Origin of the sequence: Mycobacterium sp. 1465703.0, assembly GCF_001672975.1 — a bacterium.
GTDB lineage: Bacteria > Actinomycetota > Actinomycetes > Mycobacteriales > Mycobacteriaceae > Mycobacterium.
In genome coordinates this window covers 1-13,982 of the sequence record NZ_LZKU01000212.1, presented here as the reverse complement: position 1 = coordinate 13,982, position 13,982 = coordinate 1, and the positions used below count along the sequence as shown (strand labels likewise).

Annotated in this window: 14 protein-coding genes; 11 read left to right on the top strand and 3 right to left on the bottom strand. The window is 64.5% G+C overall.

The features are described 5' to 3' along the window. Positions 1-137 precede the first annotated feature (137 nt). Positions 138-425: an ANTAR domain-containing protein gene (locus tag A5625_RS20290; RefSeq protein ID WP_066998064.1), complete on the bottom strand. Its 288-nt coding sequence runs from the start codon at positions 423-425 to the stop codon at positions 138-140. Positions 426-691: 266 nt separating this feature from the next. Further along, positions 692-1,891, bottom strand: coding sequence for a CaiB/BaiF CoA-transferase family protein (locus A5625_RS20285; protein ID WP_066998061.1), 1,200 nt, complete (start codon positions 1,889-1,891; stop codon positions 692-694). Between the two features lie 322 nt (positions 1,892-2,213). Between A5625_RS20285 and A5625_RS20280 the strand changes: the two genes are divergently transcribed. The 8 genes from A5625_RS20280 to A5625_RS20245 are packed head-to-tail and all read left to right on the top strand — an operon-like array spanning position 2,214 to position 10,884. Beyond that, complete coding sequence (locus A5625_RS20280) at positions 2,214-3,077, top strand: mycofactocin-coupled SDR family oxidoreductase (protein ID WP_066998057.1); 864 nt, start codon at positions 2,214-2,216, stop codon at positions 3,075-3,077. 44 nt (positions 3,078-3,121) lie between these two features. Next, the gene (locus A5625_RS20275; RefSeq protein WP_066998105.1) at positions 3,122-4,108 is read left to right on the top strand and encodes a thiamine pyrophosphate-dependent dehydrogenase E1 component subunit alpha; all 987 of its coding nucleotides are present in this window, start codon (positions 3,122-3,124) and stop codon (positions 4,106-4,108) included. 4 nt (positions 4,109-4,112) lie between these two features. Next, on the top strand, positions 4,113-5,123 hold the full coding sequence (locus A5625_RS20270; RefSeq protein ID WP_066998054.1) for an alpha-ketoacid dehydrogenase subunit beta: 1,011 nt from the start codon (positions 4,113-4,115) through the stop codon (positions 5,121-5,123). Continuing rightward, positions 5,116-5,361 carry a biotin/lipoyl-containing protein gene (locus A5625_RS20265; RefSeq protein WP_066998051.1) on the top strand — a complete coding sequence of 82 codons (246 nt, stop codon included), beginning with the start codon at positions 5,116-5,118 and terminating at the stop codon, positions 5,359-5,361. Before A5625_RS20270 ends, A5625_RS20265 begins: the two co-directional genes overlap by 8 nt. A gap of 4 nt (positions 5,362-5,365) precedes the next feature. Beyond that, complete coding sequence (locus A5625_RS20260) at positions 5,366-6,253, top strand: enoyl-CoA hydratase-related protein (protein ID WP_066998048.1); 888 nt, start codon at positions 5,366-5,368, stop codon at positions 6,251-6,253. Positions 6,254-6,261: 8 nt separating this feature from the next. After that, a complete protein-coding gene (locus tag A5625_RS20255) occupies positions 6,262-7,794 on the top strand; it encodes an acyl-CoA synthetase (RefSeq protein WP_066998045.1) in 1,533 nt (510 codons plus the stop codon). A 13-nt stretch (positions 7,795-7,807) separates the two neighbouring features. Next, the gene (locus A5625_RS20250) at positions 7,808-9,178 is read left to right on the top strand and encodes an SRPBCC family protein (RefSeq protein ID WP_066998042.1); all 1,371 of its coding nucleotides are present in this window, start codon (positions 7,808-7,810) and stop codon (positions 9,176-9,178) included. Beyond that, entirely contained in the window at positions 9,175-10,884 is a 1,710-nt protein-coding gene (locus A5625_RS20245) for an FAD-binding protein (RefSeq protein WP_066998039.1), read from the top strand. The genes A5625_RS20250 and A5625_RS20245 overlap by 4 nt, the downstream gene beginning before the upstream one ends. 64 nt (positions 10,885-10,948) lie before the next feature. On the opposite strand, the gene A5625_RS20240 is transcribed toward A5625_RS20245, so the two are convergent. Then, a complete protein-coding gene (locus tag A5625_RS20240; protein WP_066998037.1) occupies positions 10,949-11,791 on the bottom strand; it encodes an enoyl-CoA hydratase-related protein in 843 nt (280 codons plus the stop codon). Between the two features lie 160 nt (positions 11,792-11,951). Here A5625_RS20240 and A5625_RS20235 point away from each other — a divergent pair, with 160 nt between their 5' ends. The 3 genes from A5625_RS20235 to A5625_RS20225 are packed head-to-tail and all read left to right on the top strand — an operon-like array spanning position 11,952 to position 13,905. Beyond that, on the top strand, positions 11,952-12,791 hold the full coding sequence (locus tag A5625_RS20235) for an SH3-like domain-containing protein (RefSeq protein ID WP_066998033.1): 840 nt from the start codon (positions 11,952-11,954) through the stop codon (positions 12,789-12,791). A 25-nt stretch (positions 12,792-12,816) separates the two neighbouring features. Continuing rightward, on the top strand, positions 12,817-13,521 hold the full coding sequence (gene scnC / locus A5625_RS20230) for a thiocyanate hydrolase subunit gamma (RefSeq protein WP_066998030.1): 705 nt from the start codon (positions 12,817-12,819) through the stop codon (positions 13,519-13,521). Positions 13,522-13,533: 12 nt separating this feature from the next. Then, positions 13,534-13,905: a thiocyanate hydrolase gene (locus A5625_RS20225; RefSeq protein WP_066998028.1), complete on the top strand. Its 372-nt coding sequence runs from the start codon at positions 13,534-13,536 to the stop codon at positions 13,903-13,905. Positions 13,906-13,982 lie beyond the last annotated feature (77 nt).

Sequence of the window (13,982 nt, the reverse complement as noted above, 5' to 3'; positions counted from 1 at the left end):
TCCCCGTGTCGGCCAGTACAACTCGAGCCCAGATACGTGGCCTGCCAAGCATTCCGGTGCCATGTCGGCCCGATAAGAGTCGGGGGCGGCCGGGTTACCCCTCGAAAGCTCGGCCGCTCCCACGTCTTGCTGCGCGCTCAACAGGTCAAAGCGGCGGGTGTGAAAAGCGCACCCCACTCGCGGCGGGCCGCGGACTGCGCGTCGACGAAGCTGGGAGTCTTCTCGCCGTCGCCGGCCAGGTGGACCAGCGCCCAGGCCATGGCGAATACCGGCACTTTGTGCCGTATTGCCGCGCTGTGCAATTCATCCAAAGCGGCGTCGGAAGGACACCGGCGAAGGCCGATGAGGATGCCCCGCGCTGTGTCGAGGATGCGACCGGAATTCGGGCCGCACGATGTTTGGGCGGGAACCCAGTTCGTCGTCATGCTGCTGATACCTCCTGCTGCGCCTTGACGAAACCCGCTACTCGGGTAGCGGCAGGAATCCGTGCGCATCGTCGCGGCCGCAATCCCCAAAAGGCGCCCTGTGCAATGATTTGTGCATCGATCAGGTTGTGCCAGCCCACCGCTGACATTGATACCCGGCTGTGACCGTTTCGGGATGGGCTGCTAACCAAGGAATTCGCTACGCGTGGTATCGAATAGGGTTGCCAGATAGCGCAATTAGCTGCTTACTTGGCCGGTCAGGCTCCCTAGAGAATCGCCTTGATCTCCTTTGCCTTGGCGATGTCATACCAGTCGATGTCGAGTTCCAGCAAGATCTCCTCGGTGTGTTGCCCGTGTTCAGGGGCCCGCGCGGGAGACGGTGGCGTCTCATTGAATTGGACGGGTGCGGCCACGATCCGGTACTTCTCGCCATGGTCGTCGACGTTGGTCACCACGTATCCGTTGGGTCCGACCTGCGGGTCGTTGAGGGTTTCCCGTGGCGTCGCCAGCGCACCCCAGACGCCCGGCTCGTCTGCGAGGACCGCCTGCCAGTGCGCAAGGTCGTGACGGCCAAAGGTATTCGCCAGCAGCTCGGTCGCCGCTCCCGCATTGGCGATCAGGTTGCTGGACGGGACGAATCGTTCGTCGTCGGCCAGTTCCGCCAGACCCATCCGCCGGCAGAACCCCGCCCAGAATTTGTCGGGCTGCAAGAACACCAGTTGGATCCACCTGCCGTCTTTGGTCTTGTATCGGTTGACCAGCGGATTGATGGCCAGGCCAGGCGGCGCGCCGGGGATCCCGTCGATGTCGAAGAAGTCGGCCGCCGAAATGGACGGCGCTATCGACCACATCGCCTGTGCCAGTAGTGAAGAGTCGACGATGGTCGGTTCGCCGGTGCGTTCCCGGTGGAACAACGCGGCGCAGACCCCACCGGCCAGCGTCGCCCCGCCCTGCAAGTCGCCGAAGCCGGGTCCCTGGACCGCGGGTGTGTCGCTGCCGAACGGCGTGAGCGTGTATGCGACCCCGCCACGAGCCAGATACGTCGCGGCATCGAATCCGCCGCGGTCGCGGTCGGGACCGCGCACGCCCAGCCCGGTGCCGCGCGCGATGATGATGTTCGGGTTGAACGAGCGGATGTCCTCGACGGTGAGCCGCGCCCGTTCGAGCGCGCCGGGCAGCCAATTGGTCAAGAACACATCCGCACTGGCCAGCAGCCGGCCGAAGAGCTCGCGGCCGGTTTCCGATTTGATGTCGATAGCGATGCTGCGCTTCCCGCGGTTACCCAGTTCGAGGATGAAGTCGGCATCGGGGCGGGCCGCTTGCCGGGTGAAGCCGCCCACGACCAGCGCGCGTCCGGGATCGCCCGTCTCGACGCCTTCCACCTTGATGACATCGGCACCCCAGTCCGACAGCGCGGCACCGGCCGATGGCACATAGGTCCACGACGCCAGTTCGACGACCCGCACCCCCTGAAGGACACCCCGTGCACGTCGGACATCGCCAACCCCCTTGTCGCCGTCATTCCTTGCTATTTTAGATATTCTAGTTAGTCTTGGGCGTAGTGATAGCCCATCTGCAGGTCAGCGCAGTTTTTCGTGGAAGTGATGCGATGGAGCCGACCGAAGGTCTCATTCCGACGCCCACTGCGGTGACCCCGCGCCGTGTCGAAGCACAGACGGGCATCCGGTCGATACATTCCCGCGGCGACGACGGCCGTGACAACGAATGGCGTTGGGCCGCAATGCGGGACGCGATGTAGTCACGATGTAGTCACACGGAGGACGGGCGATGGGCAGAGTAACGGGCAAGGTGGCCGTGATCAGCGGCGCCGCGCGGGGTCAGGGCCGTTCACATGCGCGGATGCTGGCCGCCGAAGGTGCGGACATCATCGCCGTGGACCTCTGCGCAGACATCGACACCAACGAGTACCCGCTGGCCCGCCCGGAGGACCTGGACGAAACGGCACGGCTAGTGGAAAAGGAGGGGCAGCGTGCGTTCACGGCGATCGCCGACGTTCGCGATCGAGTCGCCGTGTCCGCTGCCATCGACGAGGGCGTGGCCGAGTTCGGGCACCTCGACGTCGTGGTGGCCAACGCCGGCATCTGCCCGCTGACCGCGGGCCTGCCCCCGAAGGCTTTCGCCGACGCGGTCGATGTGGACCTGGTCGGCGTGCTCAACCTCGTGCATGCCAGCCTCAAGCATCTGCAGGCCGGCGCGTCGATTGTCGTCATCGGTTCCAATGCGGCCTTCATGTCGTCGATGAACACCACCGGTATCGACGGCGGCCCCGGCGGTGCCGGATACGCCTTCGCGAAACTGGCTGCCGCACACTACGTCAACGACTTCGCCTTGGCGCTCGCTCCGTTCTCCATCCGGATGAACGCCGTACACCCGACCAATGTCAACACCGACATGCTGCACAGCCCACCCATGTACCGCGCCTTCCGCCCCGATCTGAAGGAGCCGACGCGCGAGGACGCCGAGCCGATCTTTCCGTTCGTCCAGGCGATGCCGATCCCCTATGTCGAACCCGAAGACATCAGCGAGGCGGTGCTGTTCCTCGCTTCCGACGCCGCCCGCTACATCACCGGGCAGCAACTGCGGGTGGACGGCGGCGGCTTCCTCAAGGTCAAGCCATGGTCAGGCGCGTGACGGCGGTGGGCACCGATCAGACTGCGCCGCAACAGGATTACCCGATGACTGACGACCACTCTGCCGATGTGCAAAGGCGCCTCTACGCGCTGATGGTGCTGATGAAGGCCGCCGACGACCGACTGTCCAAGGGCATCGGTACCGGTGAGTTCATGTGCGTGTACTGGCCGTCACGCGGCCAGGAGGCCATCGCCGCCGCGATGGGTGTCGCGCTGCGACCCGACGATCAGCTGGTGACCACCTACCGCGGGTTGCACGATCTGATCGGCAAGGGAGTCCCGCTGCAGGAGATCTACGGCGAAATGATGGGACGCACCGTCGGCGCCGGCCGCGGCAAGGGCGGCACCATGCACATCGCCAAACCCGAGGTCGGCGTGATGCTTTCGACCGGAATCGTCGGGGCCGGACCTCCGGTGGCCGTGGGGCTGGCGATAGCGGCCAAGCGCAAGGGGCTCGATCGCGTCACGGTGGTCAGCTTCGGCGACGGCGCCACCAACACCGGGTCCTTTCATGAAGCCGCGAACATGGCCGCGCTGTGGGATCTGCCCATGGTGTTCGTCTGCCAGAACAATCTGTACGCCGAAATGACGCCGACCAACGACACCATGAAGCTCGAGCAGGTGGCCGACCGGGCCGCCGGCTACGGAATGCCGGGAGTGCGTGTTGACGGCAACGACCCGCTGGCGGTGAAAGCCGCTCTCGACACGGCGCTGCGACGGGCGCGCGACGGCGCCGGCCCGACCTTTCTCGAGTGTGTGACATTCCGTTTCCGCGGCCACTATTTCGGCGACCGGATGCCCTATATACCAAAGGAACAACTGGAAGCCGCGATGGCCGCCGACCCGGTGCCGCGGTTCCGCCAGCACCTTGCCGACGCCGGAATCTGCGACGACGACGAGCTCACCCGCATCGACGACGAGGCGCTGACGACGGTCGAATCCGCCTTACAGACGGTGATGGGCGCGGATTCGCCGTCGATGAGCGAGCTCGACCAGGACGTATATGCAACCCCGATCGAATTTCCGGTGTGAAGGCATGGACGAACAAGAGATGACGATGCGCGAGGCGCTGAACCTCGCGTTGGACCAGGCGATGCAGGCCGACGAGCGAGTCTTCTTGCTGGGTGAGGACATTGCCGACCCCGGCGCATCCGGCCCGACGGCCGGATTGTCGACGAAGTACGGCCATGACCGGGTGCTGGACACTCCGATCTCGGAAGCTGCGATCGTAGGTGCGGCGATCGGCGCCGCCATCGACGGACTGCTGCCGGTGGCCGAGATCATGATCATGGACTTCATCGGCATCGCCGCCGATCAGCTGATCAACAATGCCGCCAAGCTGCGGTTCATGACGGCCGGACGCACCACGGCGCCGATCACCATTCGTACCCAGGTGTACGCCGGGCTGGGCACCGGTGCCACGCATTCGCAGAGCCTGGAGGCGTGGTTCATGCACATCCCTGGGATGAAGGTGATCGTGCCGTCCACCCCGCGTGATGGCAAAGGCCTGCTGACCGCGGCGATCTTCGATCCCGATCCGTGCCTGTTCGTCGAAACCATCCGGCTGCAGAGCAAAAAGGGACCCGTCCCCGTCGATTCCGGATTCGCTATCCCGCTGGGCCGGGCCGACATCAAGCGACCCGGCACCGACGTGACGCTGATCGGCTACGGACGCTGTGTGCACGACGCGCTCGCCGCTGCCGACATGTTGCACGAGCATGGCGTCAGCGCCGAGGTGGTCGACTTGCGCACCCTGGTGCCACTGGATGTCGAAACCATCGTCACGTCCGTCCGGCGTACTCGCAGAGCCGTAATCGTCCACGATGCAGTCCAATTCGGCGGCCCGGGCGCTGAAATCGCGGCGATCCTCGGCACCGAGCTGTTCGGCGAGCTCACCGCGCCCGTCGAGCGGGTCGCCGCACGGTTTGTGCCCAACCCGGCCGCGGCGGCGCTCGAAGCGCAGGTCTATCCGTCGCCCACGCGCATCGTCGAAGCCGCCCAGCGCACCCTGGAAAGGTCCGGCGAGAAAGCGAAGGTGCATGGCTGACTTCATCATTCGCATCCCCCGGGTCTCGGTGGCGGTCTCCGAAGCCGAACTCACCGGACTACTCGTCGGCGCCGGTGAGCACGTCGAGGCGGGCACCCCGATCTATGTGATCGCCACCGAGAAGGTGGAACAGGAAATCGAAGCGGGAGCATCCGGCACCGTGCAGTGGACGGGCCAGGTTGGGACCACCTACGACATCGGCGCCGAAATCGGCGTCATCACGACGAAGAAAGGTTAAGCCTATGGATCTCAATGAGACCCGCGAGAGAATCATCTACCAAAAAGAAGGACCGATCGCCCGGGTCACCTTGAACTGGCCGGAGAAGGCCAATGCCCAGGACCAGAAGCTGGCCGAAGAAGTCGACGCCGCGCTGCTGGACGCCGACCGCGACTACGACATCAAAGTGCTGATCATGAAGGCCAACGGCAAGGGCTTCTGCTCGGGGCATGCTATCGGCAACAATGCCGTTGACTATCCGTCGTTCGTCGAGGGCGCCAAGGTGATGGGTACGCCGTGGAAGCCGCAGACCGACCTGTTCGTCAAGCCGATCCTGAACCTCTGGGAGTTCTCCAAGCCGACCATCGCGCAGGTGCACGGCTATTGCGTGGGCGGCGGCACCCACTACGGGTTGACCACCGACATCGTGATCGCCGCCGAGGACGCCTACTTCTCCTACCCGCCGTTGCAGGGATTCGGCATGCCCTCGGGCGAATGCTCAATCGAGCCATGGGTGTTCATGAACTGGCGGCGCGCCGCGTATTACCTCTATCTCGCGGAGGTCATCGACGCGAAGAAGGCACTGGAGGTCGGTCTGGTCAACGAGGTCGTGCCCCGCGACCAGCTCGATGACCGGGTCGAGGCCATCGCCCGTCACATCGCGCAGGCGCCGATGACGACCCTGCTGGCGACAAAGGCCAACCTCAAACGAGCCTGGGAGCTGATGGGCATGCGCGTGCACTGGCAGAGCTCCAACGATCTCGTCGCGCTGGCATCGATCAGTAAGGACGTGCAGGAGCTGATCCAGACGGTGTTCAAGGACAAGGTGCTGCCCTCCGAGCAGGCCCGCCGCCAGGCCGCCGCCGCCCAGACCGACGGCGCCGCCCAGACCGATGGCGCCGCAGCAACATAGGGCTACTGGTGAACATCGCCGATCACGCGATCACGGCCGCACACTCGCCGGCCTTGATCACCGACGACGGGACGATTTCGTTCGGCGAACTGTACGCCCGCAGCCGGCGGGTGGCCGCCCTATTGCACGACGCCGGGTTGCGTCGCGGCGACGGCGTGGCCCTGGTGCTGCCAAACCGGCCGGAGTTCTTCGAAATTACTTGGGGCGCTCAGCTTTCCGGGCTCTATTACACGGCGGTCAACACCCATTTCCTCCCCGACGAGGTCGGCTATGTCGTCGACGACTCGGACGCCAAGGCGGTTTTGGTCGATGCCTCGATGCCCGAACTGGCGGCGCACATCCGTAACACCAATGACGCGGTGATCGCCCACATCGCGGTCGGGGGTTCCCTGCCGGGCTGGCAGCCCTATCAGGACGCGCTGGCTAGGGCGGGCGACCCGCCACCGGTCTCGGACGGATCGGAGATGCTCTATTCGTCCGGCACCACCGGGCGTCCCAAAGCGGTGCGACGACCACTTCCCGTCGACGGCAACGGATCCTGGGCGCAATCAGTGCTCGAGATGGCGCTGCTCCACAAATACGGAATGAGCTCCTCAAGTGTGTACCTGTCCCCCGCGCCGCTGTATCACGCGGCCGGCGTGAACTACACCATGGCGGCCAACCGGGTGGGCGCCGCGTCGATCATCATGAAAAAGTTCGACGCCGAGTCGGTCTTGCGTCTGATCGAGACACACCGGGTGACGCACGCGCAGTTCGTGCCGACGATGTTCGTGCGGATGCTGAAACTGCCGCGGGCAATTCGCGAAAGCTACGATGTCTCGAGCCTGCGGTGCGTGATTCATGCGGCCGCACCGTGCCCGGTCGATGTCAAGCACCAGATGATGGATTGGTTCGGTCCGATCATTCACGAATACTACGGAGGCACCGAAGGATTCGCGGGCACTACGATCGGGCCGCGGGATTGGCTCACACATCCCGGCTCCGTGGGTATACCGATGACGCCGGTGCACGTGATCGGTGAGGACGGCCAGGAATGTCCCGTCGGCGAATCCGGTGAACTCTATTTCGAGGGTGAACCCGACTTCGAATACTTCAAGGATCCCGCCAAGACCGCATCGATATACAACGACCGCGGCTGGCGCTCGCTCGGCGACATGGGCTATGTGGACCGGGACGGATACCTCTATCTCACCGACCGGTCGACGTTCACCATCGTCTCCGGCGGGGTCAACATCTACCCGCAAGAGGCGGAGAACCTGCTCGTCATGCATCCAAAGCTCCTCGACGCGGCGGTATTCGGGGTGCCCAACCACGAATTCGGCGAAGAAGTCAAGGCCGTCGTGCAGCCCGCCGACGGTGTGGCACCCGGGCCCGAACTCGAGGCCGAGCTCATCGAGTACTGCCGGGCCCACCTGGCCGGGTATAAGTGCCCGCGCAGCGTCGAATTCGATCGGCAACTGCCGCGGGACCCGAACGGCAAGCTGTACAAGAAACACATCCGCGACCGTTACTGGCAGGGACGGGAATCGCGCATCCTATGAATGAGGGAATGGCATGGTGACCACCCAGAACATCGATGTGAACTGGACTCCGCTTCCAGTGCCGTGGGCGGTTCAGAGCGCCGACCGAATCCCCAAACAGCGCTACTACGATCCCGAGTTCTATGCGCTCGAGGCGGAAATGCTGTGGCCGCGGGTCTGGCAGATGGCCTGCCGGCTCGAGGAGATCCCTAAGCCCGGCGACTACGTCGAGTACGAGATCCTCGACGACTCGATCATCGTGGTGCGGGTCGACGCGGACCACGTGCGTGCCTACCATAACGCCTGCCGCCACCGCGGAGTAAAGCTGGTGGAAGGCAACGGGAATCGGCGCATCTTCGTGTGTCCATTTCACGGATGGTGCTGGGGCCTCGACGGACGCAACACCTTCGTCTTGCGGCCCGAGGAGTTCGACGAGCACAACCTGGACCCCGGAGACCTTCGGCTGGTTTCGGTCAGATGCGAACTGTGGGGCGGCTGCGCGTGGATCAACCTCGACGACGACGCACCCGGATTGCGGGACTGCTTCGAGCCCTTCGCGTCCATCTATGACGCCTGGAAAGTGGAATCACTGCGCGTCGAATGGTGGCAGTCGTGCCGGCTCCCGGTGAACTGGAAGCTGGCGACGGCCGCATTCATGGAGGGCTACCACGTCCCGCAGACCCATCCGCAGCTGCTGCCGTCCGCCCAGCCCAACACATCGTCCAAGCCGCCCGGGCTGGCGCAGACGAACCTCTACTTCATGCGCACGCTCGGTGAAGGCATGGCCGGCATGACGCATGAGAACGACGTCCGCATCGCCGAGGGCCTGCAGGACATGGCGCTGCCGGAAGACCCGGCCGAGGCGATGGCCGTCTGGCGCACCACCCTCAACGACGCCATCGTCCATTGGCATCGGGCCCGAGGCTGTGACATCCCCGACCTCAACGACTTGGAGCGGCGCGGCGTCACCGAGGCGATCAATTTCGCTTTTCCGCACTACTTTGTGCTGCCCCAGTACAGCAGCGCCTCGTCGTACCGGATCCGTCCGCTGGGCCCGGAGGAGACACTCTTCGAGATCTGGTCGCTCACCCGCATCCCTCCCGACCAGATCACCGGAAAGCCCACCCCGCCCGAGCCCATGGCGCCGGATGATCCGCGCTGGCCACCGATCCCGGCCCAGGATTTCTCCAACCTGCCGAGGCAGCAAAAGGGATTGCACTCCAAAGGATTTGAGTACATGAGGTTGTCGAGCCGGATCGAAGGACTTATTTCGAACTACGAACGAGTCATCGACGGCTTCCTCGCCGGCTTGGCGTACGAGACACTGCTACCCGCCATCCAGAAAACCAACACCACCATCGACGTACCGATCGTTGATCTCGGCTTCGGCTCGGGGGCGCCATGACCACCCGGTGGGACCACTCCGTGGACCTGGTCATCGCGGGCAGCGGCGGGGGCGGCATGGTCGCCGGCCTGGCCGCACTGGATTGCGGGCTCGAACCGCTGATCATTGAAAAGCAGCCGCTGGTCGGCGGATCCACCGGGCTGTCGGGTGGCATCGTCTGGCTGCCGAACAACCCGTTGATGCGGGCCGACGGCATCGCCGACTCGCACGAAGACGGCCTGGCCTACCTGGCCGACGTCGTCGGCGACATCGGTGCGCCGTCCTCGCCCGAGCGGCGGGAGATGTTCCTCGCCGCGGGCTTCGAAATGATCAACTTCCTCACCCGCAAAGGCGTCAAACTGATCCGCTGCGCGGGCTGGAGCGACTACTACCCGAACCATAAGGGCGGCAACGCGTCCGGCCGTGCCGTCGAGGGGATCCCGTTCGACGCCGCGAGGCTGGGCCGGTGGAGCGACAAGGTGCAACCGCCGCTGGCCAAGAACTACGGATATGTGGTGCTGACCAACGAGTTACGGTCGGTGCAATATTTCAATCGCGCACCTCGCGCGTTCGCCGTCGCGACTCGGGTTTTCTTGCGCACCGCGTTAGCACGCGCCCGCCGACGTCAGCTCCTCACCAATGGCGCGTCGCTGATCGCTCAAATGCTCAAGGCGCTGCTGGATCTCAGCGACGGGAATCCGCCGTTGTGGACCGATGCCGCGATGGCAGATCTCATCGTCGACGACGGCCGGGTGGTCGGCGTCCGGGTCGTCCGCGACGGCAAACCGACGACCGTCGAAGCGCGCAAGGGAGTCCTGCTGGCCGCCGGGGGTTTCGGCCACAACAAGGAGATGCGCCGCCGCTACAGCGGCAACCAGCCCAACGAAGGAAAGTGGTCGATCGCCAACGCCGGCGACACCGGCGAGGTGCTCGAGGCGGCGATGCGGCTCGGCGCCAAAACCGATCTGCTGGACGAAGCATGGTGGCTGCCTTCGGTTTTCATTTCCAACGGCGGCGCCGTCGCCGCCTCCCTCGGATCGGGCCGCCAGCGTCCCGGCGCCATCTACGTCGACTCGACCGGCAGAAGGTTCTGCAACGAGTCCAATTCCTATGTCGAGGTCGGCAAGGCGATGTATGCCAACAAGGCGGTGCCCTGCTGGATGATCTTCGATGAGGGATACGTGCGCAGATACGTCACCAGCTCGAGCCCCTTGAAAATCCTGAAGCGCAATCAGCCGCTGCCCGCCGAGCTCATCGAATCCGGTGCCGTCAAGCGGGCCGCGACGATTGCCGACCTCGCCCGCGAGATCGAGCTTCCCCCCGACGAACTGGCGAACACCATCAGGCGATTCAACCAATTCGCCGCCAAGGGGCTCGATCCCGACTTCGGCCGCGGCCAGTCGGCCTACAACGACTGTCTCGGCGATCCGGGCTATCGGCCGAACGCCGCGATCGGCCCGCTGGACACCGCCCCGTACTACGCGACCAGGGTGCTCCCCGCCGACGTCGGGACGTGCGGGGGTGTTATCACCAACGAACATGCCCAGGTCCTCGACGAGCAGGATCGGGTGATCGAGGGCCTGTACGCCACCGGCAACACCACCGCGACGGTGATGGGCCGAACCTATCCGGGCGCCGGCGCCAGCATCGCCAGCTCCATGGTGTTCGGTTACGTCGCCGCGCGCCATGCCGCGGGACGCCGAATCGCCGGCGAGATGAGCCGCTAGACGCTGGCTATCCTCCCCGAACGTGAAGCCAGTTTCACGGTCGGCGCTCGGCGTGAAACGAGTTTCACGCTGGCGGAGAATCGGGTTTCTCGATGAATTCGCGCGGCTTCATGCCGGACTGCATCAGCTCGGCCCGCCGCGCCTGCACGTCGGACGCGGCGCCCACCATATTCGTCAGTATGTGACTGACCTGCAGGTGCACCCGCATGCCCATCAGTTCCCACGCGCGCTTCACATTGTTCTTGACGGCCATCAGTGTGGTCAGCGGGATTTGGGCGATCTTGTGCGCCATCTCTTCGACGGTGTCCTCGAGAGCGTCGCGCGGGACCACCTTGTTGAGCAGGCCCCACTCCAGGGCTTGCTGCGCGGACAGGGTCGGCGCCAGTAGCAGCCAGTCCATGGTGCGATGCCAATTCATCAACAACCACGGCTCGATCATGGTGTGGCCGCCGGGTTCGCCGAGGCTTTGGGCAAGTGGCATCTGGAAATACGCGTCCTCGGAGGCGACGCAGAAGTCGGTCAGCAGGCCGAGATAGATCCCGCCGCCCATGCAGTAACCGTGGATTTGCGAAATCGTCGGCTTGGGAAATTCCCACAGATACAGCGTCGGCCACAGGAACAGATCCGCGGTGCCTTTGTAGAGGTCCTCGAACGTCTCCCCGAAATCCGGGTAAGGGTTTTCATCCGGTCCCCAGCGCGCCACGTGGCCGCCGCAGAATCCCTTGCCGTTCGCCTTGAGAATGACGACCTTGATGTCCTTGTCGCGGTCGGCGTCGTGCAGGCAATCGTCGACCTCGCCGACCAGGACGGCATCTTTGGTGTTGGCCTTGTCAACCCGATTCAGGATGATCCGCGCAATCGGCGGTTCGCGTTCATAGATGACCGCTTCCAGCACGCGCCGCTCCATCCTGACGACACTACCGAAAGACCCTTACCGAAAGACCGCCATAGCTGAATTCGCCTTGCTGTTGCGCAATGTCCGCAACAGGAGTGAAGTGGATGAAGGCGCTGGACCGTCGACCGGACGATAGCGCGGCGCGACATAGTCTGTCACGAATGGAGCTGTGATGACGTCTTCGTCGGACCGAGTGGCACAGCTGGACCTGGTGGCCCGGCTGCAATCCTCCTACCCCGAACTCCCGGACGCTCCCACGCCGGATCTCATTGACCACGAACGTTTCACCGCGTATGTCAAGACCCCGCACGACGTCGGCGGCGAGCCGGACGCTCCCATCGAATTCGAGAACAAGCAATACGAGGTGTGGGAGCACAACACCTATGTCATGTGTGAGGTGCTGGGCTGGCGCGGGATCTGGTTGTCGGAGGAACGGCGCCGGATGGGCAATGTCGATTTGGGCCGCACCATCTATCTCGGCCTTCCCTACTACGGGCGGTGGCTGCTGGCGGTCGCACGTGTCCTCACCGAAAAGCACCACATCGGCCTGAGTGAATTGGCTGAACGCATGGCCGAGGTCAAGGCCCGTTACGAGGGGGGCCTGAGCGGAATTGCCTTGGAGGCCAAGCCCGAGTTCGAAGGCGACCCCGGCGCCGTCAGACGCAACCAGCACCATCGTCACGCCGTCGGCAAAGGCGATCCGCAGGTGTATGCCGGACAGGCCGGCGCCCCGAAGTTCAGCGTCGGTGACAAGGTCACGGTCCGACAGCTCCCCGTGTTGCTCTACACCCGCACGCAGGAGTACGTGCGCGGAGCGACGGGCGAGATCGCGGTCGTTTCGTATGAAAGCCCCGCCGCCGAGGACGAGACCTGGGACCGTCCGGACCAGCAACCCGAATGGTTCTACATCGTCCGGTTCAACCTGTCCGACCTGTGGCATGGCTATACCGGCCCCGGCAACGACACCTTGCAGACCGAAATCCCGGAACGCTGGCTCGAATCGGCCGAGTAGCCCGACCTTCGGAAAGGACTTCACCATGACCGCCCACGAACACGATCACGCGCGCACCGCCGCGCCCATGGTCGACGAAATCACCGACTTCGAAGTCCTCGAGATCGCGCTTCGCGAATTATGTATCGAGAAGGGCATTTTCACCGCCGAAGAGCATCGCCGCTTCACCGAGTTCGCGGAACAGATCGGCCCCACTCCCGCGGCGCGCCTGGTGGCGAAGGCCTGGCTGGACCCCGACTTCAAGGAGCTGGTGCGCTCGGATCCGCTCGCGGCCAGCAAGGAGGTCGGGGTCGACTGGCTGGAACCGACCGGGTTCGGGACGCCCAGCGACTTCACCGCCCTGCACGTGCTGGAAGACACCCCGACGCTGCATCACGTGATCGTCTGCACGCTGTGTTCGTGCTATCCGCGCCCGATCTTGGGGAATTCGCCGGAGTGGTACCGCACACCCAACTATCGCCGCCGCATCGTGCGCTGGCCGCGTCAGGTGCTCGCGGAGTTCGGCTTGATCCTTCCGGAGGACGTCGAGATCCGGGTGGAGGATTCCAACCAAAAGCATCGGTTCATGGTGATGCCGGTCCGCCCGGACGGAACGGACGATTGGACCGAAGACCAACTCGTCGAAATCATCACGCGCGATTGCCTGATCGGCGTTGCGTTGCCCAAGCCGGGTGTGACCGCCAATGTCATCACCCAGACCCGCCCCGCCGTCCACCCCGTACAGCACTGACCGGGGCCAGAGATGAGCACCGCACCCACGCCACACCCGATCGAAGACTCTACCGTTGCACCGTTGACGAAAATCGTTGTACGTAACCAGGTCTGGAGCCGCATGGCGGCGAAGTACGGAGTCGCCAACCCGGTACCACCCTGGAAGACGAGTCTGGATGGGATATGTGATGCGCTCGACCACAGCGACCGCGGCGCCGAGGTGCTCGGTTTCGCCGACCGGCGTGGCGAAGAGGACGCCCTGGCGGCAACGGTCTACTCCGGCCTGCCCTATCCGGAGAACCGGTTGGTCGCATTGGCCCATTCGCTCGTGGTGCGCGGCGTCATCGACGAATCGGAACTCGAAGACAGGCTGGCCGCGGTGCGCGCCCGGTTGCACACCTGAGCCAGGGCGTCGACTCGCAGCGCCGCTCGGCGAACTTGGCGGCCATTTAGCAGATCGGGTTCCGGTACGCTACGCTG

Bases quoted from the DNA above. Each gene is read 5' to 3' on its own strand.
- A5625_RS20290 (WP_066998064.1), bottom strand. From the start codon at position 425: ATGACGACGAACTGGGTTCCCGCCCAAACATCGTGCGGCCCGAATTCC.
- A5625_RS20280 (WP_066998057.1), top strand. From the start codon at position 2,214: ATGGGCAGAGTAACGGGCAAGGTGGCCGTGATCAGCGGCGCCGCGCGG.
- A5625_RS20275 (WP_066998105.1), top strand. From the start codon at position 3,122: ATGACTGACGACCACTCTGCCGATGTGCAAAGGCGCCTCTACGCGCTG.
- A5625_RS20270 (WP_066998054.1), top strand. From the start codon at position 4,113: ATGGACGAACAAGAGATGACGATGCGCGAGGCGCTGAACCTCGCGTTG.
- A5625_RS20265 (WP_066998051.1), top strand. From the start codon at position 5,116: ATGGCTGACTTCATCATTCGCATCCCCCGGGTCTCGGTGGCGGTCTCC.
- A5625_RS20260 (WP_066998048.1), top strand. From the start codon at position 5,366: ATGGATCTCAATGAGACCCGCGAGAGAATCATCTACCAAAAAGAAGGA.
- A5625_RS20250 (WP_066998042.1), top strand. From the start codon at position 7,808: ATGGTGACCACCCAGAACATCGATGTGAACTGGACTCCGCTTCCAGTG.
- A5625_RS20245 (WP_066998039.1), top strand. From the start codon at position 9,175: ATGACCACCCGGTGGGACCACTCCGTGGACCTGGTCATCGCGGGCAGC.
- A5625_RS20240 (WP_066998037.1), bottom strand. From the start codon at position 11,791: ATGGAGCGGCGCGTGCTGGAAGCGGTCATCTATGAACGCGAACCGCCG.
- A5625_RS20235 (WP_066998033.1), top strand. From the start codon at position 11,952: ATGACGTCTTCGTCGGACCGAGTGGCACAGCTGGACCTGGTGGCCCGG.
- scnC (WP_066998030.1), top strand. From the start codon at position 12,817: ATGACCGCCCACGAACACGATCACGCGCGCACCGCCGCGCCCATGGTC.
- A5625_RS20225 (WP_066998028.1), top strand. From the start codon at position 13,534: ATGAGCACCGCACCCACGCCACACCCGATCGAAGACTCTACCGTTGCA.